This window comes from Alkalibacillus almallahensis (assembly GCF_011761495.1).
Lineage (GTDB): Bacteria > Bacillota > Bacilli > Bacillales > Alkalibacillaceae > Alkalibacillus > Alkalibacillus almallahensis.
Window position 1 is genome coordinate 51599 of the sequence record NZ_JAASRU010000015.1, and the last position, 22391, is coordinate 73989.

19 protein-coding genes, 14 tRNA genes, 1 rRNA gene, 1 pseudogene and 2 riboswitches are annotated in these 22391 nt (G+C 40.6%); of the genes and pseudogenes, 1 reads left to right on the forward strand and 34 read right to left on the reverse strand.

Features of this window, described 5'->3' with window-relative positions; all coding sequences use genetic code 11:
* Positions 1–105: 105 nt before the first annotated feature.
* The 5 genes from FHR85_RS12325 to FHR85_RS12345 form a co-directional block, all read right to left on the reverse strand.
* On the reverse strand, positions 106–1098 hold the full coding sequence (locus FHR85_RS12325) for an aromatic ring-hydroxylating dioxygenase subunit alpha (RefSeq protein WP_167263718.1): 993 nt from the start codon (positions 1096–1098) through the stop codon (positions 106–108).
* Positions 1085–2446 (reverse strand): nucleobase:cation symporter-2 family protein, encoded by a 1362-nt coding sequence (locus tag FHR85_RS12330; protein WP_243864240.1) that lies wholly within the window; start codon positions 2444–2446, stop codon positions 1085–1087. The genes FHR85_RS12325 and FHR85_RS12330 overlap by 14 nt, the downstream gene beginning before the upstream one ends.
* A 126-nt stretch (positions 2447–2572) precedes the next feature.
* Positions 2573–2674, reverse strand: a riboswitch (purine riboswitch).
* 139 nt (positions 2675–2813) lie between these two features.
* Entirely contained in the window at positions 2814–3629 is an 816-nt protein-coding gene (locus tag FHR85_RS12335; protein WP_167263719.1) for a ZIP family metal transporter, read from the reverse strand.
* Between the two features lie 27 nt (positions 3630–3656).
* Positions 3657–4601: a cation diffusion facilitator family transporter gene (locus FHR85_RS12340; protein ID WP_167263721.1), complete on the reverse strand. Its 945-nt coding sequence runs from the start codon at positions 4599–4601 to the stop codon at positions 3657–3659.
* A gap of 32 nt (positions 4602–4633) precedes the next feature.
* The gene (locus FHR85_RS12345) at positions 4634–4957 is read right to left on the reverse strand and encodes an ArsR/SmtB family transcription factor (protein ID WP_167263723.1); all 324 of its coding nucleotides are present in this window, start codon (positions 4955–4957) and stop codon (positions 4634–4636) included.
* Between the two features lie 614 nt (positions 4958–5571).
* On the opposite strand from FHR85_RS12345, the gene FHR85_RS12350 reads away from it, so the two are divergent.
* Complete coding sequence (locus FHR85_RS12350; RefSeq protein ID WP_167263725.1) at positions 5572–6012, forward strand: cell wall hydrolase; 441 nt, start codon at positions 5572–5574, stop codon at positions 6010–6012.
* Between the two features lie 514 nt (positions 6013–6526).
* On the opposite strand, the gene FHR85_RS12355 is transcribed toward FHR85_RS12350, so the two are convergent.
* The 29 genes and pseudogenes from FHR85_RS12355 to rrf form a co-directional block, all read right to left on the reverse strand.
* Positions 6527–7063 carry a VanZ family protein gene (locus tag FHR85_RS12355; RefSeq protein WP_167263727.1) on the reverse strand — a complete coding sequence of 179 codons (537 nt, stop codon included), beginning with the start codon at positions 7061–7063 and terminating at the stop codon, positions 6527–6529.
* 869 nt (positions 7064–7932) lie between these two features.
* Positions 7933–8712 carry a hypothetical protein gene (locus tag FHR85_RS12360; protein WP_167263729.1) on the reverse strand — a complete coding sequence of 260 codons (780 nt, stop codon included), beginning with the start codon at positions 8710–8712 and terminating at the stop codon, positions 7933–7935.
* A 63-nt stretch (positions 8713–8775) separates the two neighbouring features.
* Entirely contained in the window at positions 8776–9105 is a 330-nt protein-coding gene (locus FHR85_RS12365; RefSeq protein WP_167263731.1) for a hypothetical protein, read from the reverse strand.
* A 1-nt stretch (position 9106) separates the two neighbouring features.
* Positions 9107–9292 carry a hypothetical protein gene (locus FHR85_RS12370; protein ID WP_167263733.1) on the reverse strand — a complete coding sequence of 62 codons (186 nt, stop codon included), beginning with the start codon at positions 9290–9292 and terminating at the stop codon, positions 9107–9109.
* A 154-nt stretch (positions 9293–9446) separates the two neighbouring features.
* Positions 9447–9653: a hypothetical protein gene (locus FHR85_RS12375; RefSeq protein ID WP_167263735.1), complete on the reverse strand. Its 207-nt coding sequence runs from the start codon at positions 9651–9653 to the stop codon at positions 9447–9449.
* A gap of 191 nt (positions 9654–9844) precedes the next feature.
* Positions 9845–10039, reverse strand: a pseudogene (locus FHR85_RS14635) (HNH endonuclease); the annotation flags it as partial.
* 157 nt (positions 10040–10196) lie between these two features.
* Complete coding sequence (locus FHR85_RS12385; RefSeq protein ID WP_167263739.1) at positions 10197–10373, reverse strand: hypothetical protein; 177 nt, start codon at positions 10371–10373, stop codon at positions 10197–10199.
* Positions 10374–10460: 87 nt separating this feature from the next.
* On the reverse strand, positions 10461–10754 hold the full coding sequence (locus tag FHR85_RS12390; protein ID WP_167263741.1) for a helix-turn-helix domain-containing protein: 294 nt from the start codon (positions 10752–10754) through the stop codon (positions 10461–10463).
* 80 nt (positions 10755–10834) lie between these two features.
* Positions 10835–11797, reverse strand: a complete 963-nt coding sequence (locus FHR85_RS12395; protein ID WP_167263743.1) for a hypothetical protein — start codon at positions 11795–11797, stop codon at positions 10835–10837.
* A 1654-nt stretch (positions 11798–13451) separates the two neighbouring features.
* The gene (locus FHR85_RS12400; RefSeq protein ID WP_167263745.1) at positions 13452–13991 is read right to left on the reverse strand and encodes a tyrosine-type recombinase/integrase; all 540 of its coding nucleotides are present in this window, start codon (positions 13989–13991) and stop codon (positions 13452–13454) included.
* 679 nt (positions 13992–14670) lie between these two features.
* The gene (locus FHR85_RS12405) at positions 14671–15507 is read right to left on the reverse strand and encodes a helix-turn-helix domain-containing protein (protein ID WP_167263747.1); all 837 of its coding nucleotides are present in this window, start codon (positions 15505–15507) and stop codon (positions 14671–14673) included.
* Positions 15508–15679: 172 nt separating this feature from the next.
* Positions 15680–16654, reverse strand: coding sequence for a tyrosine-type recombinase/integrase (locus FHR85_RS12410; protein WP_167263748.1), 975 nt, complete (start codon positions 16652–16654; stop codon positions 15680–15682).
* Between the two features lie 132 nt (positions 16655–16786).
* Positions 16787–16869, reverse strand: a tRNA-Leu gene (locus FHR85_RS12415).
* A gap of 77 nt (positions 16870–16946) precedes the next feature.
* Positions 16947–17987: a ribonucleotide-diphosphate reductase subunit beta gene (locus tag FHR85_RS12420; protein ID WP_167263749.1), complete on the reverse strand. Its 1041-nt coding sequence runs from the start codon at positions 17985–17987 to the stop codon at positions 16947–16949.
* A 12-nt stretch (positions 17988–17999) separates the two neighbouring features.
* Positions 18000–20276, reverse strand: a complete 2277-nt coding sequence (locus FHR85_RS12425; protein WP_167263750.1) for a ribonucleoside-diphosphate reductase subunit alpha — start codon at positions 20274–20276, stop codon at positions 18000–18002.
* Between the two features lie 139 nt (positions 20277–20415).
* Positions 20416–20610: riboswitch (cobalamin riboswitch) on the reverse strand.
* A gap of 265 nt (positions 20611–20875) precedes the next feature.
* Positions 20876–20949 (reverse strand) — tRNA-Cys (locus FHR85_RS12430).
* Positions 20950–20988: 39 nt separating this feature from the next.
* Positions 20989–21063, reverse strand: a tRNA-Gly gene (locus tag FHR85_RS12435).
* A 3-nt stretch (positions 21064–21066) separates the two neighbouring features.
* Positions 21067–21141, reverse strand: a tRNA-Gln gene (locus tag FHR85_RS12440).
* Between the two features lie 8 nt (positions 21142–21149).
* A tRNA-His gene (locus FHR85_RS12445) sits at positions 21150–21225 on the reverse strand.
* A gap of 4 nt (positions 21226–21229) precedes the next feature.
* Positions 21230–21303, reverse strand: a tRNA-Trp gene (locus tag FHR85_RS12450).
* Positions 21304–21308: 5 nt separating this feature from the next.
* Positions 21309–21394, reverse strand: a tRNA-Tyr gene (locus tag FHR85_RS12455).
* A gap of 9 nt (positions 21395–21403) precedes the next feature.
* A tRNA-Phe gene (locus FHR85_RS12460) sits at positions 21404–21479 on the reverse strand.
* A 177-nt stretch (positions 21480–21656) separates the two neighbouring features.
* Positions 21657–21733 (reverse strand) — tRNA-Asp (locus FHR85_RS12465).
* Positions 21734–21736: 3 nt separating this feature from the next.
* Positions 21737–21813: transfer RNA gene (locus FHR85_RS12470), tRNA-Met, on the reverse strand.
* A gap of 99 nt (positions 21814–21912) precedes the next feature.
* A tRNA-Val gene (locus tag FHR85_RS12475) sits at positions 21913–21988 on the reverse strand.
* A gap of 9 nt (positions 21989–21997) precedes the next feature.
* Positions 21998–22069 (reverse strand) — tRNA-Glu (locus FHR85_RS12480).
* Positions 22070–22079: 10 nt separating this feature from the next.
* Positions 22080–22171: transfer RNA gene (locus tag FHR85_RS12485), tRNA-Ser, on the reverse strand.
* Positions 22172–22178: 7 nt separating this feature from the next.
* Positions 22179–22253: transfer RNA gene (locus FHR85_RS12490), tRNA-Asn, on the reverse strand.
* Positions 22254–22287: 34 nt separating this feature from the next.
* Positions 22288–22391 (reverse strand): 5S ribosomal RNA (rrf, locus tag FHR85_RS12495); the annotation flags it as partial.

Genomic DNA, 22391 nt, shown 5'->3' on the forward strand with positions numbered 1-22391 from the left:
CGTTGTAAAATAAGGCTGAACTTAGTGTTACCCAACTCAAAGTAAATAATGACAAAAAAATGAGTAATACCAATTCGGCATTACTCAAATAATCTAGTTGAACCATTATATCCGTGAAAAGTGTTTCGGCATCGTTCCATTTTCAATACCTAACTCATCTAACCAACGACGGTATGCAATCGTGAGTGCATCTGATTTCAAATGCATTTCAGCTTGTAAATCTAACGGGAGCAGTTCTGGCTTTTGACTTTCCACAATATCTAAATCCTGATAAAAAATCGTGTCTTGAAACTCACGGTAAGGTTCATCTGGTTGATCAAGTTCATAATTACGTGTTAATAACATGAACACCTGGCATTGCTCATCATCCAATTGATTCACAGCTGTAAAAATCGTAAGAGCTTCATCCAAGCCTTCCGTCGTTTTCGTAAACCGTGCGACAGTTGGGGTTAAAATTTCATAAACATAATCCGTATAACCACCTTGTCCACGTCCATCTGCATCTGGTTGATAAACGGGAATCTTACTCGTGATAAATCGACCATCCACAAAATTCACGTCATAATCAACGACTTCAGCATGATCAGCATCACCTAACATCCCTTCATGCACAAACATTAAATGAGACACATCAAGGAAATTTTCAATAATTCTAGGCGCATTCGCTTTTACATCATAAGGACCACAAATCACCGTACGATGATCGTCTAAATGATGCTCAGGAAATTCTGCTATAGCTTCTGGCTTATCACCCAAACAAACCCATATCAGTCCTATGTATGTCTGACATTGGTAAACAACTGCTTTTGCCTTTTTAGGAATTGGACGCTCACACGGGAGTGCTGGAATTTTGGCGCAAGCGCCAGATGATTCATATTCCCACGCATGATAAGCACATACTAATCGCCCATCGACGACACTCCCAAGCGATAGTGACGCACCCCTATGTACACATAAATCTTTAAAGGCATGCACACCTTTATCATTGCGAAACAACACCACAGGTTCGCCTAATACATGCACTTGCTTCGGTTCATTTGCCACTTCATCTGCTTTACATACAGGATGCCACTGATTCCATAATTTATCTTGTCGCATAATTGACCTCCCTTTCTGTTGTCATCACTTGATCATCCGATTTTTCTGGCAACACAACATTTAAAATGAGAGCACTAATGGCGCCAACCGCTGTACCAGACGACACGATATACATGACGATATTCGGAAGCGAATTCGACACCTCAGCTGGAATGAGCACCGCAAACATAGCCATCATCACGGGTACACCAATGACGATCATATTCCGTTCAGTAAATGGTGAATGTTTAATGACTTTAAAGCCATTCATCATAATGACAACGCATAAGATCGCAAATACCCCATTAATAACGACACCAGGAATACTAGCAATCACATTCATAAATTTCGGCATCATGCCTAAAGCAACTAAAATCATACCACCAGCTATGATTGGTTTACGATTACGAACCCCAGTAATCGAAATAATTCCCGCATTCGAAGAGTAACCCGTCACTGGCGTACCACCAAAGAACGATCCAACGAAACAGCCTAATCCTTCACCAAAAGCACCTCCATTAAGCCGTTTATCATCTAATTCCTGATCTGACACTTCACTAACAGTAAACCATGTTCCCGTTGTTTCAATTACGACAATCACATAGATTAGTATCATGATTAAAATCGCATCCAATTCAAATGTTGGCGTTCCTAAAGCAAACACGCTCGGCAATGCGAACCATGATGATGAAGCAACTGAAGAAAAGTCGACTATTCCGAAAAATGAGGCCGTCATGGTTCCAACCCCAAGCGATAAAATAACAGATATTAATTTTATAAACTTAAAACGTGAAGCTGTTTTTTCTCCTATATACATACTTCCAATCAATATGGCAGCTGTTAAAAAGGCGATAAAGAAATTCACGTTAAAGCTTCCCTCTGCGCTGTATATCGAGTTGATCGCACTTGGCATCAGCGAAATACCAACAACAACAATCACCGTTCCTGCCACAATTGGTGGAATAAATTTCATCACCACTTTACTAAACAATTTAAGTGGCTTGCCTAGTAAAGCAATCAATAAAGCCCCTGGCATTAAACTTCCAATCATAGCTCCAATACCTGATGTGGTACCGATAGCAGCTAAAGCACTCAACGGCACAAACGATGGCCCTTGCATAACGGGTAACTTCATCGCAAAACCCGCCTGAATTAATGTTGCAATCCCACACGCTAAAAATGTCATTTGAATTAGTAAGGCAGTATCACCAACTGATAACGACAATAGTCCTGCTAAAATGATAGGTGGGATAAACAAGTCCATTGCCAATACATGTTGTAACCCAAGAAATAACGACTTTCCTGTTGAAGTGTTCTCCTCTTCTTCACCCTTAGAATGCACATCGTTCGCTTCATTTAATTGTTCCAAACAAACCCCATCCCTTCTTGATTTTCTAATCATAATAAAAAGCTCGCCACACACACTTTTCATCTGAAAAGCATGTACGACGAGCTGTATTAACGACACTGATCCACGAATCAACATAGATAGTCTACACCCTGTACTGCTTTTCATAGTCAGTTTATTTACGGTAAACCGGTAGAAACTCGCAGGCCATATCCCCGCTATTATATGAAAAACACATAAATCCAACCATTATTAATTTTTGATAAAGTTCGTTAATTGATTGAAAAAAATCCAATCAACTTTTATTATTATAATATCAATGTAACAAAAAGCGAATGATTAATCAATAATCAATTTAAAAGTTTGTTTTTTAAATATAAAACCATCATTATCCAAGTGCCACATCTAACATCATCATAATCGTAAAACCGACGATTAAACTCAATGATGCTAAATCTTTATGTCCGTTTTCATGCGAACCTGGGATCACTTCTTCAGCGACGACGAATATCATTGCACCTGCTGCAAAACTAAGAGCAAACGGCAATAACGGCTCCATAATCGTCACCGCTAACACACCGACAACAGCTGATATTGGCTCTACCATACCGGAAAACTGTCCATACATGAAACTTCTTCTGCGTGACATTCCTTCACGACGGAGTGGCATGGAGACAGCTGTTCCCTCTGGAAAGTTCTGAATTCCGATTCCGAGCGCTAACGTCACAGCGGCCGCTAACGATGTGGAATCAAAACCACCTGCCACCGCTCCAAAAGACACGCCAATAGCTAAGCCCTCTGGAATATTGTGAAGGGTAATCGCTAAAATTAACAACGTGCTTCGCTTTCTTTTACTAGGGTTCAATCCTTCTGCATCTGACATTGACGTATTAGGATGCAAATGCGGAATCAATTTATTAATGCCCCATAGGAAAAAGGCGCCCGTTAGAAAACCTGACGCAGCAGCGACCCACGCTGGCATAGCATCAGATTCAGCCATATCAATAGCAGGAGCCAGTAACGACCAAAAGCTGGCGGCAATCATGACACCACCAGCAAAGCCTAACATGCCGTCGAGTAATTTTTGACTCATCGTTTTCTTAGTAAATACAAGCGCAGCCCCTAAAGCAGTCATCCCCCACGTAAATAACGTTGCAATTAATGCCTGCATAGCTGGGCTTAACGATATAAAGAATTCAAACATTTTTATCCACTCCAAAGAATTATCTTACTAGTCATGATGATGGCTATGTTCATGAGAATTCGAATCAAGTTGGCACATTAACGAATCATCATGAGGATGATCATCATTTTCTAACTGAATGGTCACGTGACCGATATTTTGCTGTTCTAATTGACGTTCGATTTGTCGAAGTAGTGATTGACATTCACTAATCGATAAATCGCCTTCAACGACGACATGAGACGATAGCGCATTTTGACCACTTGTAATACTCCAAACATGCAGGTCATGAATATCTTGAACGCCCTCAATTTCTTTGATGCTACGAACAACCTCATTTAAATCAACATTTTTAGGTTTGCCTTCCATGAGGACATGGATCGATTCACGTGTCACTCTTATGCCACTAATTAAGACCAAGACAGCAACAATCACACTCGCAACAGGATCTGCCCAGCCCCAATTAAAGAAAATGATTAATAACGCAGCTATTATAGCTCCTACAGAGCCTAATAAATCCCCTAAGACATGGAGAAATGCCGCTCGTAAGTTTAAATTCTCTTCCGTATCACCTTGTTTCATCAAAATCCAAGCGACTAATATATTAACGAATAACCCAATGGTAGCTATAATTAACATACCTGTTGATGCAACGTCAGGTGGGTTAACAAAACGCCCATAAGCTTCATAAAAGATATAAAACGCAATCAATACTAGGGTTATACCATTAAAGACAGCTGCTAATATTTCAAACCGTTTATAACCAAATGTTTTACTATAATCAGCTACTTTTTCACCAAACGTAAACGCCAATAATCCAACACCAAGTGATATAGAATCACTCAACATATGACCAGCATCAGATAGTAAGGCGAGACTATTAGTGATAAAGCCACCAATCGCTTCTAAAATCATAAACCCTGTCGTGATCAAAAAACTAATTAATAAAGCTTTTTTATTAGCACCATGTGTATGATCATGATCGTGTCCCATTTTAATACCTCCAGATCAAACTTCGGACAAACTTAACTATGACTAGCATGCTTGATTGTTTGTTCTAACATTTTCATCACGTGTTCATCATCATGAGAATAATATAGTGTTGTACCTTCTCGGCGATATTTAACTAAGCGTAAATTTTTTAAAACCCGAAGCTGATGCGAGACCGTTGCTTGCTTAAGGTCCAACGCATTGGCAATACCATTCACCGAATATTCCTTGTTAAACAACAAATGAAGAATCTGAATCCTTGTCGGGTCACCAAGCGCTTTGAACGTTTGTGACAAGACAAAAAGTGTCTCTTCGTCTAAAGCTTTATGATTTAGGTTAATATGTTGATCGTCAGTCATTAGGGCTTCACCCCTTCTGTAATGAATATTAGTATATATTCATATATTAATATATACTTTTTGAACATGTCAAAATTGATGATATTGTACATCATTTACTAAAAAACTAATTAAATGAACTTTACGGTCGAAGAGAAATTAATGAAAGGAATCAAAGTTGATCTAAAAACAGTTAATACTTCCGGTAAAACGAGGCTGCTTAACCATTACTTTGAAACAGAAACTTAAAACGTATATTTCTAATAATAAATTTACTAATACAAGATAAGACTAACAGCAAACAAATAAAAGGAGTGCTTATACCTTGGATAAGAAGCTCAACTTAATTATTGGACTACACATAGCTAGCGCATTAATTTCTATCGTATTTAACATTGTGATGCTCACATTAACCGTTCGACACGACCATAAAGTAACTGGAGAAAAATAGGAGTCTTTTCATGGTGAATTCCCCATATGATTTTTTATTGGGATACTTAAGACCACAAATGAACATATCTCAACACCAATAACTAATAGTAGCTATTTAAAATCTCTAATTCGACAACTAATTTTTTATTTCAAGATTCATATCTTCAAACTTTCATTCATAAAATTCATAAGAGGTGATATGTGTGGCAAGAGTAGCTTATACCGAAAAAGACGTTGATATAATTGCCCGATTAATGAGGGCGGAAGCTGTAGGTGAAGGCCGATTAGGTATGCTAATGGTCGGAAATGTTATTATAAATCGAACACGGGCTAATTGTTTGGATTTTGAAGATTTGAGGTCGATACGTGACGTGATTTTCCAAATTCAAGGTGGAAATTACTCTTTTGAAGCCGTGCAAGAGGGTAATTTATTTTATCAATCAGCAAGAGAAGCAGAGAAAAGATTAGCAAGGCAAGTTATCGAGTATTGGAGACAACAACCTGCTAAATATGCACTTTGGTACTTTAACCCTTATGGCGAATGCCCGCCTACATGGTTCGGTCAACCAATTACCGGACGATACAAACAACATTGTTATTACGAACCACAAGCAAATACATGCGCAAGTGCTTATCGATATTAAACAAATTACCCCCACACATTGTGGGGGATAATTTGTTTAAATGATGTTTAAAGCTTTTAGTAATGTTAATTGTAGATTATAGTTTCTTAGTTAAACGTAATTTCAGAACTAAAAACTCACAAACATTGATGTATCAACATTTGTGAATTTTACAAGGTATTTAAAATAGTTAAAAAAACAGTGACCAGTTCGATACCTACACTTTAAGTAAGAACCCTACTATGAGTCACCTATGGACTCTAACACAATCTCTGAAGGTATTACGCTAATGGATCCATACATTCAGAGGGAAATAACAGTACATGGCTACTTTCCTTTGTTACCAAAAATTCTAACTTATGTACATTGGAAAGACATGGCCCAATTTTGCAAGTTAGCGATGCTATGTACAGCTAAATGTAACTATTTTCTTTTTATAGTGTTTCGCTGCATAAAAAAGCTGGACAAGTCTTTAAACCCTCTCAGCACAACTATTCGTTTGTTAAACCAAACTCCTATTTATTAAAGAACACATTTAACTATGTTTGCTAGAAATTTGAGAAATGCCTTTAAATGTTTTTAATACAAAAAAGCCAAAGATAGAACCTAAAGTGTTCAATATAATATCATCAACATCAAAAGCCCTAATTGGCAACAATAGTTGTACTAACTCAATTAGTGAAGAAATCAGTAAACCTGCCACCCCAACTCTTGTCACGCTATTTAATTTACTGAATTTCAATGAAAGCATAAAACCTAATGGCACAAACAATAAAATATTCCCAACAATATTTTTTAAAGGAACCATATAATAAGTGTGACTTAATAAGTCTTGTATACTTGAAAACGGTACAAAGTTATTTGATGGACCATATCTATGAGAAATACCAATTTCAATAGGAAAGATGGTAATACCAATTATCCATAGTACACTCATCAAGTAAAATAAATTGATTATTTCTTGTTTTATATCAAATTTTTTCTTTCTATAAATGACGTTAATTCCTTTGATAATAATCCACAGAAATATGATTACTAATGCTGGTAAAAGAAAATATATCCTCAATTTCACCCGTACCTCCAACAAATTTTTCTATATATAAACGGCAATTAATGTTAAATTAATTTCATTTGTCTATTTCATCTATGTAACCAAACTGTTTCTTAAAATCTATTTTCCTGTTAGTTTAACTATAATTCTTCACAATCTCTGTTAATGCTAACATAATCATTCAGAATATAGGTTAATATTAGAAAAATAGGAAATCTCTCATCAACCTTTTTTAAAAAATAATCTATTAGGTTTCGTGCGTGTATCAGATTTTTCCGGTATATGCACCTTTGTTATATCTTAAACTTTTTGGCTTATATATCTTTCAAAGGTAAAAATCTATTTGCTTCTCATTTACATCTTTAGAATAAAAACTCACGTTTTGGCTATTGAGCACTCCGATTTTCATTGTAAAATGCACAAAAAAAAGACGACGCCCAACTAAGTTGAACGCCGTCTTATTAACATTCTATAATACCGGTGGCCGGGCTCGAACCGGCACTCCAAGTAGGAACGTGATTTTGAGTCACGCCAAACCCCTCGATCAGTCAATCGGTATGCTGACCGTACATTTGCGACAATATAGCGCCATTTCCGCGTAAACGACTGCTTTCCTTGTTACAAACAACCGTACTATATTATACCAGCTAACGCAAGTGCCTCGTTAAATTTTTCGTAAAAAATCGGACAGCCCTACGTTCAGACTGCCCGATAATCAACGCTATTTCGTTGTGGCTGGCATACGGTATTTAACCGATATGCCTTGACCGTTCGATAGTGCGTGAGTTTCTGTCACTTCGCCGCTCTGTTGTCGCACAGCCTCGATAAACTCGCAAAGTTCTTCGGTGCTGTAACAAACGTAACTAAATTCGCTCATTTAAGTCGCCCCCTTACCTCGGTAAAAAGTCGCCAAAACGGCGCTCAGTTTGATTTTCATTGTGGATATTAAGTGCGTTATCACCTTTGAAATGACGGTTAATAATCGTCAGTTGGTCATACGCCTGCGTGATTGAGTTCGGTAGTGCGTTCACGCCACGTAGGAACAGACTAGCCTCACTCTCGCCCGGCTTGGCGCTTTCGTAGACGTTCTTAACTTTCTTTTCGAGTTGGCTGTCGCCTTCAACCTCGTCCATCAACGCTGGTAACTCTAACGCTAACGCTTTTTGGCGGCTTTCACTCATATATTGAACGTCTTGGGCTAGTTGATCGAGTGCGCTTTCGCCTTGTCTTAACTTGATAGCGTTTGATAGCTCTTTAACTTTCAGCTGCGCTTGTTCGCGTTGGCTATTGCTGATACGCACGTCTTCGTTGGCGACTTCGCTTGCTGCTTGATCCCTTAAGTTCGCTAAGAAGTCGCTATATTCAGCCTGTACTTGATCGACAGTCGATTTAAGTTCGTTTTTCAGTTCTTCGACTGCCTCGGCTTTGAAGTCCTCGTCCTTGTAGCGCGGATCAGTCGATTGTTCGATTTTCTGTACTTGATTTTTGAACGTTTTAACCGCTTGCTCGACCTGTTTTTCGTATTGGTCGATTTCAGGAACGTTAAATTTCAACGCTTGGCTGGTGTCTAATACCGCTTGTAGTTCTTGATTTTGTAAGTCGTAAATTTGGTTACGTCCGTACTTTGTTCCATTAATCGTCATATCTTCTAATACTAATACTTTCGTCATTTTAAATTTCCCCTTTAATTAGTTTAATTCGTTTATTTTCGTTCGCTTGCTTACGTCACTTACCTATCTAGTGCGTTTATTCGGCACGGTCTGCACCGTTGGCAAGTCAGCGCCTGTTGTCGTAATGTCGCCTTGGATAACGTAATCATGTTCGCGGTTAAATTGCTTGATTAAATCACTCGCTAGGTTGTACGTTGCAAAGTCTGACTTATCGCTTTCAAACGTTGTCTTAAAAACGGTGTCACTTGTCGCACAAAGTACAACAACGGCTTTGACTGACTTGGTGTGTCGATCATGACGTTTAACCTCGACATGTGCGATCACCTTGCCGTCACTCGCTTGCTCGTCTTCTAATATTTCGCCTGCTTTTTCTTCCTTATTGAACGGCCACATGTTAACGTTCCCCCTTCCGTTCTTGTACTTTACGCCATAAATGTGTCAGTTTGAGTTCGTCTAACGTATGCCAGCTTTGATCGTGTAAGTTGTAGACTGTTACGTCACTCGACTTGTCGAATACTTCTTTGTTGTCATATTGCTGTCGTTTAATCTTTGGTCGTACCTCTACGTTTTGTAATGTCATATCCTCGCCCCTTTCCGTTTTCATGGTGTAATGGACAGATTTTCGTCCAAAAACCCCCATCAGCCCCCGATTTTTTCAACCTTCTATCGCTTTCGAGGGTTATACCCCTGCTTTGCCGTTCAACCTCGAAAAACCCCGACCTGCCCCACGTTTTTTAGTTATATAATCGAATTTGGCTTTGTTTAGCCGTTGCTGTAACGCTAATAACTAGCCCATTGCCGTCTTGTTCTGCGTGCTGGACGTTACAACGGTTTAAAATCTTGCGGACGTGCGGCGGGTAAGTCGAATAAACTCGCCATTCGCCTTCTGTTACGTCATAGTTGTAAATTGTTTCTTGCTCGGCTTTTTCGTAATAACTCATGTTGTTAGTTGCTCACCTGCCTTTTCAGCGCGCCTTAGAAAGTACGCATTGACGTCTTCATTCAGCTGGCTTAACGTCTGCTCGAACGTTGTGCCTTGTCGTAACGCCATACGCTCTAATAGCCTAGTGATTTCGTCTACCTCACAGCCGTTTTGTATAAAGTAGAGGATAACCGGCGTGTCCTTCTTAATCGAGTTGCACGATAAGCAGGCGCAGGTGACGTTATCAAGCGTATTGCTGCCGCCATAGCGCATTGGTGTAATGTGATCGACTGTTCGCTCTTGTTCGGCTAGTTCACTACCGCAATCGGCGCACCATGACCGATCAGCACCGTAAAATGCCGTGATTGGTTTCGTTTGGTCGCAACGATTGCAAAACTTACTCATAGCGATCACCGCCCTTCTCGTCCAAGCGCTCAATTAATCGTCTTGTTTGGTCGCTAATTGCCTTGCTTTTTTCCGTTGCACGTTCTTGTGTTTGTTTTAGATACTTCATACTCATGTCCTATCCTGTCCTTTCCTGTCCGTTTGATTTGTTGCTTACTTAACGCCCGAAAAAGCGGTTTTCTAGCGTGTTTATCACGCGTTGGATTTCTCGGTTAACGATAAGCCGATCTGTACGCTGTATAATCGCCAGCCCGATCAAGTAAAGCGCTAGTGCTGTGACGTTATTACTGTGCTTGCCGTCATTGCCGTTGTCCTCATTACCTAGTCCGTTCATTTCCGTCCACACCTTTCCGTATCCGTCCTTATTTCAGAATATTCAGACTTTTAAAACAGCCCTTTTTAAAACGCCTACAAAAGACGTTTATCGCTTACCTAATTTGACCTTGTCGAGTTTCGCTATGGCTAACTCACCATGCGTTTCTGCGACTTGTTCCATTTCAAACTGTCGTACTAAACGTTTGGCTCGTCTCGGTGTGATGCCTAACTTATCTTCGAGTATTTCGATATATTCGGATTGTAGCTTATGCTTTCCTTGTTCCACATAATAAAGGTTGACCGCACTCATGCCGATTAACGCCGCAAACTCTTTTAGCGTTAAGCCGAGTGCCGTACGCACCTTTCTGATTTGTTCGTTATTCCACTCGTTATAGTCCATTGTATAACCCCTTTCTGTTAGTTGTTGCCCACCTATCAAAATGACGTGTGGGGTGTATTGTTATTTTATTTTCATTCTTTTTACCTAAAAAGTATTTGTAAACTTTTTAACGCCTCGCCATTTCCTGCGTATACAACGTTTGGATTAACAATAACGTACTTACTTCTGCTGTCGTTGTCATCTTCGACTAGCTTAAAAACAGATTGGCCATTGTGTTTGATTTCTTTCAGGTTTTTGGCTAGTTTTGTTGTATCTTCATACCCTAACGTGTCAGCTAATTCCCCGATCGTCATAGCGTTTAACTCGTCTTCATTGTTGTTTGTCGGGTTATTACAAACGATATTTACGCGATAGTTAACGTAAGGCAGGACGGCGTATATAAGCCCTAATTTCTTCATTGAACGTTGGTCAAACATGCCATATAAGTCTTTAATCGTTTGGCGGTACATTCTTGTGTGTTGTAGCTCGGCCGCTGATTTCGGTATATCTTGCTCAAAACCGCGAAAAAACATGTTAGCGTTCATAACTAAGCCTGTTTCTGTTTCAGTTAAGATTTCGTTACTTATCAACTTTCTATAAAACTGAGTAAATTTATTTCGGCTCATGCCTAGTAAACCTTTTAAGGCTTTCTTGTCGATTTTCTTACCGTTCGGGTGTGTTAGATGGTTTGTGCCAAACGAAACGTGTACGCCAACAAACATAAGGCTTGCTAGATCAGCTTGGTTAAAATCCGGGTATTGCTCGCTTATTTGCTTACAAGTTTCATAGAACGCAAACACAAAGCCGCCGTTTTCTTCGCTGTGCTTTTGCACTTCTTCTTTAACCGCTTTGCCCTTTTTGCGTTTTTCGACCGTATCACCGCTTACGACTTCGTTTATTTCAAACTTATCGTTAAGAAGTTCGCCTGTTTCCGTGTCGATCATGTTGCCGTCCTCAACGACCATGTTCTGTTTTTGACGTGTTAGTTCTTTTCTTTGTTCTTGGTGCAAGTCTTGAAACGCTCTTTGTTCTGCTTTGTAATCTCTCATTGTCATCAAAATCATGTCCTTTCCATTCCTTGTTTTAAAAATAAGGTGCTTTGGTGTCCTCTGATGTCCGCCTTGCCAAAACGCCTAAAACCTCCGTTATGACAGCTTTTAACGCCTTTGAACCCTTCTAAAACCGCCATTTTGTTTACCCTTATAGGCGCTAGTTGTTTGACGATAATAACCGTTTTACGAAAAAATAGGGTGCATTTCGTGTGCAAAATTGGCGAGATAGGGTGCATTTCGTGTGCAGTCTATAATTGCGATATGAACTGTCATGACGGTTTTCAATCCGATTTTTGCGGTTGCTGGTTACTATTAATCACCCTTTTAACGATTGGTGTACGTCAGGGCTGCGGCTTAGACGGTAGGCGGTAGTTGGCGGTTTTGGCGTACTTACAAGGACTGACGTACAAAAGTGATATAACGTTAACTAGACAATTCCGTTTTGCGTAAGCAAAACATGAAATCTAATTTAATAGACGGTATTGAACGGTTTACAACGTCATATATGGCTTGTTTTATAAACCTTGTTTAGTTTTCATGTTAGCTAAAGCTAACGGAACGGTTAACTCTAACGCCTATTACGTTTCTAATGTACGCCAATACCTCTATGCCGCCCATGCCGCCTTACACCGATCAATACCGTCCTAGCCGTTATTACACTGTACACATACGCACACCCTAATTCGTAATAACAATTTTTTGCGTGTTTTGTGTAACAAGATAATAAGAACGATTTAAAAACCTCCCCACTATCTAGTATAGCTGTGAGGCCGTTTGACAACCTTTTTGCGACAAAAAATTTAACTTTTTATTCACCGACTCACTATATAGCGGGACTAAAGCCGACTTTATAAACAAAAATTACGGTAAAAACCTAAATTTCTATTAACCGCCTTCACTATATAACAGTGCTGTGACAGCGTTTTATGCGCCTTTACGGCAAAAAACCTAAATTTCTATTAACCCCTCTACCTTTTCATGGTGCTAATCGACCGTTATGTAACCAAATTACGGCAAAAAATTTAACAGATTATTCACCGCCTCACTATATAATGGTGCTAATCGACCGTTTTATAACCCTTAACCTTGGATTAATCCTTGTTAAAATCGAAAAAATTTAGCGATCAGGGCGATTTCCTATCAAATTGGCGTACAAAAAGCCGAATAACAACCGAAAACCAACCTAACTGTCAAGGCGAATTACTTGACAACACTTAACGTTAAATGCGGTGTGAAGGGCGATAGTGGACGGCGGTTGAACGGCGGTGTGCTGGCAGGCTAACTGTTCACGGCGACTATTAAGCCGCACATCAAGGGGGCAAAGCCACACATGCGGTCACAAAGCGACTGTGTGCGATTTTTGGCGGCATTCATGGTAACGCCCTTAAACGTACAACAAAACGACTGTGAGGCGACTGTGTGCTTTGTGTAGGCGGTTGCGGGTGTTTGGCGGCGGCTGTGCGGCGGGCTGACGTTAATCAAAGCCACACAATCGACTGTGAGCGATATTTAACGGCAACGTACACAAATCGACTGTGTGGCGGCTGTGCTTTGTCTGTGGCGTTTCTGTGCGGTTTTTGGCGGGCTGACGGCGACTGTGGCGTTGGCTGGCGACTGTGATCGCAATAAAAAAGAACGATAGCGATTAGCTACCGTCCTTGTGCGTTTAAATAAAGAAGTTTTCGGTCGATTTGTCCTGTTCGTCCTGTTCTACGCCGATATATCTTAACGTAATACTAGGTGATGAATGGCCAAACATTCGTTGCAAGATCGCAACGTCTTTATGTCTTTGATAATGCAAATAGCCAAACGTTTTTCTAAGGGAATGCGTACCAAATGATTCTAATTTGAACGCTTTTTCGGCTTTTTCTAATATACGGTGAGCCTGTACCCGTGAAATAGGTTTGTCGCCCTTTTGTGAAAGAAATAGCCAATCATTATCGTCCATATCCTTTGTATATTCGCTTATTAAGTTTTTAAGCTGCGGCGATAACTTCTGATAACGATTATTTTTATTTTTAGTTTCATACAGCTTTAATGAGTCTTTCCCACGCACGTCTTTCACTTTTAGCTGGAGTAGATCCGATATTCTAAGCGCAATGTTGATACCAAATGCGAATAAGAAGTAATCTCTTTCTTTACCTAGATAAAACGTTTTTATATCCTCGATCAGTTTTCTGTCCTTAATAGGCTGTACGTTTTCCATTTGTTACGACCTCCATTTATTAAACGATTTGTTACATTATAACGTAACACAACGAATATAAACGGTCAACCATTATACGAAATCCTATTATGACAACATTCAAAACGATTTGAAAACGTAACAGAATAGATATTGTGTTACGTTATGCCAACGTTATAAAGACAATCAACGTAAGTGAGTTATCCAACGTCAATCATGTACGATCAATATAAGCCCTTCCGTTTGCCTGCCTTGGCTTAATCGCTTTAACACCGCCAAATCAGCGGTCAAAGCCCCCGGGGGCGTTAGCGATTTAGCGGCGTTGCCGGGCGCTCAAAACTTTGCTACAAGCTTGTGAAGGTCAAGGGTTTGACGGCTGCCAAACGTTTTAAAATTGTAACATAAACGTAATATTTTTAGTTCAAAACCGTCACACCAGCGCTCAACGCCACTGACTTGTAAGCAGTGTCAGGCGTTTATATGATACGGTGGTAACCGTTGGCGAAGGGCTAGTCGGTTTTGGCGAACCGGCAAGGCGGAAGGCGGTAGAAAAGACTTATTTTAGAACAATGGTCAAAAAGCGCAGACGATAAATCAATCTCCCAGCTGTTGCAGCAGCGCGTATTTATCTCGCGCTTTTAAACCGAGTGCAAAACCGATTGGCGTAGGGCAAACGTAGCCCTGCGTCATTTTTGTGCGCTTAATCATTCAGCCAATCGAAATATATGTCACTGACCTTGTCGTTGTTGACCGCTATTTCTCGATCTATTTCTACCGTTAGATCGCGCCAGCTTGCGAATAAAAAGCCTGCCAAGTTGCGTACTTGCCCCTGTTTAAACTTGCGTATAGCGTTATGAAACACTTGGGCGTACCGTTCACCAACGTCTTCGAGCATTATACTACGATTGACTTTCGCTTTTGCCCTTAATAACACGCCATAGTATTTATATATTCCGTCTACACTAAGAAATGGCTTTAAAGCGTTAAAAACAGGCGCAGGGATCGACTTGGCTAGTGCGTTAGCAGGCTGTGGCGTTGCTGGCGTATTTTCTTCACGCGCGCTCGCCGTTTCTTCTATGTGATTTAGTAGTTTAATAGTTTTTTGAGGAGTTTCTACGCTGTGACATTCGGCTGTGACATTATCTGTGTCGTTAACGCTTTCGTTATCGTCATGACAAGGATTTTCACGTTTCACAGCCGTTTGAATAACAATAGCGTTCGTTGAGCGTGCTTTGTCGCCACGCTCTCGGAATAGTTCATGCTGTTCGATCACGCCTAACTCTTCAAGTTCATGACAAACGCGAATAACCGTTCGGCGCGACTTACCGACCATATCGGCAATTTTACCTTTACGCAAGAACGACACGCCTAGATATTTAACTGAGTGTTGCGCTAATATATCTAATACGTCGCGTTGTGTTTCACTTAATGTTGTCGCTAAGTTTTCGCGGTGCTGGCGTACAGTATCGTTGAGTTCAGTTAGTGTTTCAAACCCTACTAAACGTTTGTATGTCGTTTCATTAGCAAATAACTTCATTTTCGTTGCCCCTTTTTAAGGCGCACATACCGAATATACGTTCGGTTTCATGGACAAACTCGTACAGTTGTTGACGGCTGTCCGATTTTACGATACAATTACGGTGTGTTTGTTTCCGTGTGCGTATCGCTGATATTCGGTGCGTGCACAATTTTTTTGTTTTATTTTCGATTTACAAGTCTTTCAGTGGCGAAAATTCGCGGTGTTTTTCTGAAAGATCGCTTGAATATAAATTGACGTATGTTCGTACCATATCCATCGTTGAATGGCCAAGTATTTTTTGTAACTCGAACACCCCTGCGCCGTTCATCACAGAAAGTTTCGCGAACGTATGACGAAATGTGTGCGGCGACAAACGTACGTTTTTAATGCCTATTTGAGCGCCATATTTACCCGGTAATTTCTGCATTGGCGACTGTTTTAGCTCTGTACCGTCAAGTGTGACGAATAGCTTATCTGTTTCCGGGCTAGTGCCACGTAATCGCAAGTAACGTTGAAGTTGCTCTTTCATACGGTGCTGGATTGGCACATATCGGTGTTCATGCGTTTTGGTATGACGTACAAAAATCTGACCTTCCGATAACTTAACGTCCTCGACTTTTATCCCTTGCGTTTCAGACAGTCGCAAACCCGTTTCAGCCCAAAGCAACATAATCGTATAATCGCGCTGACCTGTGAACGTTCGCCTGTTTGGTGCGTTAAGCAATTTTCGTAGTTGGTTAATCGTGAACGTTTCAATATTGCCCTTTTGCTCTTTCAATAGCGGGTATTTATACATAGGGCTATCCTTAATACGCTTTGTTTCTGCTAAAAAGTTAAAAAACGTCCGATTACCACGTATTCGCGTATTAATAGCGCCATTCTTTAACCCGCGTGTTTCTCTCATAAAGTCAACAAAGCCGTCTATATGGGCGCGAGTGACCTCGTTTAAAATAAGCGAGTGGCCTTGTGCAATTAGGTAACGTCTTAAATAACTTGTTTCTCGTCTATAAAAGTGAAGTGTTACATCACGCAGCCCTTTTCGTTCGCCTTCTTTAATAAACAAGTCGAGCCCTGCGTCAAAATGGATTGGCACTTCGCCGACTGTATCGTCTAACAAGTCGAGTTCTGCGCCGATTAATTCGTTTTTACGCCATCTATTAGCCATAAAAAAGACCGCCTTCCTTTACGTTCAAGGAAAGCGGTCAGTCAACGTATATGCTGACGACATAATAGTCGCTCAATAAATTTGCGCATAAAAAATAGCGAGGTATAAACCCCGCTATATTGCCGTAAGTAATACCGGTGGCCGGGCTCGAACCGGCACTCCAAGTAGGAACGTGATTTTGAGTCACGCGCGTCTGCCAATTCCGCCACACCGGCATGGACACGTTTTTTACGTGCATTAACCATAATATGACGAATTGGCCTGTTTGTCAAGATACTAAAAACACTCAAATTTACAATTCATCAAATCCATTATCATCCGATACTTTCGTGTATTGACGCGACTTTTGCTCAAAGAAATCGGACTTCCCTTCATCGGCATCTTTATAAGCTTTGATCCACTTAAGCGGGTTATCTTGCACATCCGGGAATGGAACAGGTACACCCAATAATTTACATCGTTTATTCGCTGTATATTGAATGTATTGTTCTAATTCATCCATATTGATTCCATCGATTTTATTACCTATAATATGTTCGCCCCACTTCACCTCAAGCGCTGCCGCCTCGCGAAATGTATCCGTCACGAATTGTAGGTTTTCATCTGTATTCAGTTCTGGATTTTCGTTTAACGTTTCTTTAAAAATATGAGCAAACAAATTCACATGTAATAATTCATCACGATTAATGTAGTTGATCATCGTGCTCGTTGATACCATCTTTTGATTACGAGCTAAGTTATAGAAAAACGCGAACCCAGCGTAGAAAAACAATCCTTCTAGTACAACATCATATACGACTGATTCTAAAAATGCCTGTGGTGATTTTTCCTTAACAAATCGTTCATATCCATCAGCAATAAATTGATTCCGCTCGATTAGGATCTCATCATGCTTCCAATACTCAAAAATCTCATCCTGTTCTTGTTTATCCACAAGGGATGACAGGACATATGAATAGGACTGGTTGTGAACGACCTCTTGAAACGATAACACTTGCATGAGCGCTGCCAGGCTTGAATCGGTTAAATAATCTGCGACTTTTGCAGAATAATCTGTTTGTACAGAATCTAAAAACGCTAATAAGCCAATAATCTTTTTAAAAGATTCGCGTTCATCATCAGTTAATTCAGGCCACTGTTTCTGATCATTCGACATATTGATTTCAAACGGTGTCCAGAAGTTAGCTAGCATGTTTTTATACATAGGATAGGCCCATTTAAACCGTACATCATCCCAATTAAGCACATTGGAACTTTCACCATTAATAATCCCTGTTGACTTATTTGGTGCATTCAGATCATATAATTGTCTTTCATGCATAGTTTGTTCCATGATTAGCCTCCTTTATGACTCACAACTTACGCAATCTTCAATCTCTGAAGACGTCGAACGTGTATAGTAAGTAGTTTTAAAACCTGATTTCCAAGCTGACAAATGCAAATCGAGCAATTCTTTTGCTTTAATCGTATTACGCACATAGAAATTAAACGAAATCGATTGGTCAATATGTTTTTGTCGTTTGGCGTTTTGTTCAATCGTCCATTGATGATCGATATCATAAGCTGATTTATAATACCAAACTGTCTTCGGACTTAAATCAGGTGCCGTAACCGGAATCTTGTAGTCTTTCTTTTCTTCGGAATAAAACTTTTTAAAAATCGGATCAATGCTTGCCGTACTACCTGCAATAATACTCGTACTCGAATTCGGTGCGACAGCCATTAAATAGCCATTTCTAAGTCCATATGTCTGTACGTTCTGCTTCAATCGTTTCCATGCATCACTCGTATAATTCTTATTGTCAAAATAACGTCCGTCATGCCATTTTGAGCCATTAAATAATGGGTAAGCGCCTTTCTCTTGTGCTAGCTCCATACTCGCCTGAATCGTTAAATAGGCAATCTTCTCATATAACTCATCCGCAAACTGTACGGCTTCTTCAGACTCCCAAGCAATTTTGTTTAGAGCAAGTAAATGATGATACCCAAACGTTCCTAATCCGACGGCACGATATTTTTGATTCGTCATTTGTGCCTGCAACACGGGAATATTGTTTAAATCAATCACATTATCTAACATGCGGACTTGAATCGGGATCAGACGCTCAAGAACTTCTGCAGGCACTGCTTTACCTAAGTTGATACTCGATAAATTACAAACAACAAAGTCTCCAGGCGATTTCGTCACAACGATTTTCCCATCTTCAGTATGTTGCTCATCGACGGTCGTTGCACTTTGATTCTGCATGATTTCAGTGCAAAGGTTCGAACAATAAATCATGCCAGCGTGACTATTCGGATTTTGCCGGTTTGCCTCATCACGGTAAAACATATACGGCGTACCAGTCTCAAGTTGACTCACCATAATCCGTTTCATCATATCAATCGCAGGCACCGACTCTTTTGTTAAATCAGGGTGGCTCACACACGCTTCATATTTTTCTCTAAACGACCCTGCACCTTGTTCTTCATCATAATAATCTTCTAAACTGAAGCCCATCACATCGCGAACTTCATGCGGATCAAACAAATACCAATCCTCACGTGCCTCAACTTTCTCCATGAATAAATCAGGCAAGGTCACACCAGTAAATAAATCATGTGTACGCTGACGCTCATCACCATTATTTAATTTCGCATCTAAAAACTTAAAGATATCCTGATGCCAAATATCTAAATAAACTGCAATAGCGCCCTGTCGTTGGCCGAGTTGATCAACACTAACTGCCGTGTTATTTAATTGCTTCATCCATGGCATCACACCACTTGAAACACCTTTAAATCCTTTAATGGAACTGCCATGCGAACGAATTTTGCCTAGATAAACACCAATACCGCCACCATTTTTCGATAAGTTCGCTATATCCGTATTCGAATCGTAAATCCCTTGCAAACTATCATCAACGGTATCGATAAAACAGCTCGACAATTGACCATAAGATTTACCTGCATTTGCTAACGTTGGTGTTGCAACGGTCATATAAAGATTGCTCAAAGCCCAATACGCTTCTTCAACTAGGTCCATACGTTTCGATTCCGGCTCATTCATCATTAACGTCAAAGCGATTGTCATAAAGCGTTCTTGAGGCAATTCATAAACGCGTCCTTCATGATCCGTTGCTAGATAACGATCAGACAATGTTCTTAATCCTATATACGTAAAGTAACGATCTCGCTCAGGATCAATCATGTTCTCAGCTTGATTCAGTTCTTCTGCCGTATATGACGTTAAAATATCACCACTGTAAATTTGTTTTTGAGTTAATACATGTTGTAAGTCATAATAAGAACCATAACGCTCTCTCGCCTCGTATTGTCTGTTTTCGCCTGCTTCTTTGTATAACTGTTCTAAATAAATATTGGCACAAACAAAAGTCCAGTCGGGTTCCTCTGGGCTAATTAAATCAAGGCCCCGCAATAATAATTCATTTGTTATTTGAGCTTTTGTCACTTCGTCCTTGCTACCAACAGCCGTCAACACTTTATCTTCATAATGCTCTACGTCTAAATGATCGTATTCCTTTGTAACGCGTTTAATAAACCCCCGTAAACGCTCTTCTGAAAATGTTTCCTGATTTTTTCCTGTGATCACTTTCGTTACTACTTTAGTTACTGTATCCATTCTGTCGCGCCTCCTAAACAAAAAAATTCGCTTCCAACGAGGTTGAAAGCGAATAAAACGACCTATATGACAATAGTAGGATACTTAACCTACCTGTAATCACCTGTGTCGTCCCATTCTCTTTCACCCCGAAGACAATGTAACTCGGCTCATACAGACAGGTCTCCTGACTCACGCTTCACCTTACTCTAGGCCTTCCCTTATAAGCAGCATTAACTAATCTTATAAAGTGGCAAACCCATTTCATCCACGTTTACAGTTGCGGGGGCAGTTTTGGATTTTCACCAAATTCCCTATTAAGCCTCATAAAGGCATCCGCATAAGCTTAATACAATATGTAGTTTTAGTTTGAATAAAATTAACTATATATAGAGTTTAACTAATAATCATTTAAAACACAAGAGATTTTTAGAACTTTATTTATTAAGCATTAAAAATAAACTCATCTAGTTACAAATTACATTAGAACAATAATAGTTAAAATACACACTTAGACCGTTATCGATTTCCTAACAAAAGATCAGAGTAAATTTATAATAAAAAAAAGCTGATAAACAGATTGTCTACCAACTTGGCTTATGTAATCATATAAAAATTTTTGGAGGCGGCAACCGGATTCGAACCGGTGATAAAGGTTTTGCAGACCTCTGCCTTACCACTTGGCTATGCCGCCATCTAAAGCGGATTATTCGAGAAGTCTAAACTTAAAAAATGGAGCGGAAGACGGGATTCGAACCCGCGACCCCCACCTTGGCAAGGTGGTGTTCTACCGCTGAACTACTTCCGCTAGTGGCTGGGCCAGTAGGATTCGAACCTACGCATGACGGCACCAAAAGCCGTTGCCTTACCGCTTGGCCATGGCCCAATGTCAAATGGGGCGACCGGAGGGATTCGAACCCTCGAGTGCCGGAGCCACAATCCGGTGCGTTAACCTCTTCGCCACGACCGCCATATGGCAGGGGTAGTAGGAATCGAACCCACATCAAAGGTTTTGGAGACCTTCGTTTTACCATTAAACTATACCCCTATAAGTGGTGGAGGGGGACGGATTCGAACCGCCGAACTCTGAGAGAGCGGATTTACAGTCCGCCGCGTTTGGCCAACTTCGCTACCCCTCCAAAAACAAATGGTGGCTCGGGACGGAATCGAACCGCCGACACACGGATTTTCAGTCCGTTGCTCTACCGACTGAGCTACCGAGCCAAATAAAAGAGTGAATATAATTTCATAAATTAAGTTGATCTTAACAATAGTAAGTTCTGTGCTCACAGACTTAGATTTACATAGAAGTATTCTTGCTCGCAAAGCTACGATGATGTGTACTCACTGAAGTTTACGCTTAGCTACCGAGCCATATGTAGTACTATTTAAATTTTAAAATGGCGGTCCGGACGGGACTCGAACCCGCGACCTCCTGCGTGACAGGCAGGCATTCTAACCATCTGAACTACCGGACCTTTTGGTTGCGGGGGTAGGATTTGAACCTACGACCTCCGGGTTATGAGCCCGACGAGCTACCAGACTGCTCCACCCCGCGATTTTGTCTGTTTTTACTTTATAAACAGATTAACTTTTCAAACATGACACGTTTATTAGTTTACGTTTTTTTAAAATGAAAGTCAACTAATAATTTCAATGGTGGAGGATGGCGGGCTCGAACCACCGACCCCTTGCTTGTAAGGCAAGTGCTCTCCCAACTGAGCTAATCCTCCGATCAAGAATGACCCGTACGGGACTCGAACCCGTGTTACCGCCGTGAAAGGGCGGTGTCTTAACCGCTTGACCAACGGGCCGTATAATTAATGGCGGAGAGCGAGGGATTCGAACCCTCGAGACCGCGGTAGCGGCCTACACGATTTCCAATCGTGCTCCTTCGACCACTCGGACAGCTCTCCAAAAAAATGGCTCCAGCGGCAGGATTCGAACCTGCGACCAATCGGTTAACAGCCGATTGCTCTACCTCTGAGCTACGCTGGAATATTTTCAACTGTCCTTGAAGGAGAATTGATCAGCCCGGCGACGTCCTACTCTCGCAGGGGAAGAACCCCAACTACCATCGGCGCTAGAGAGCTTAACTGCTGTGTTCGGCATGGGAACAGGTGTGACCTCTCTGCC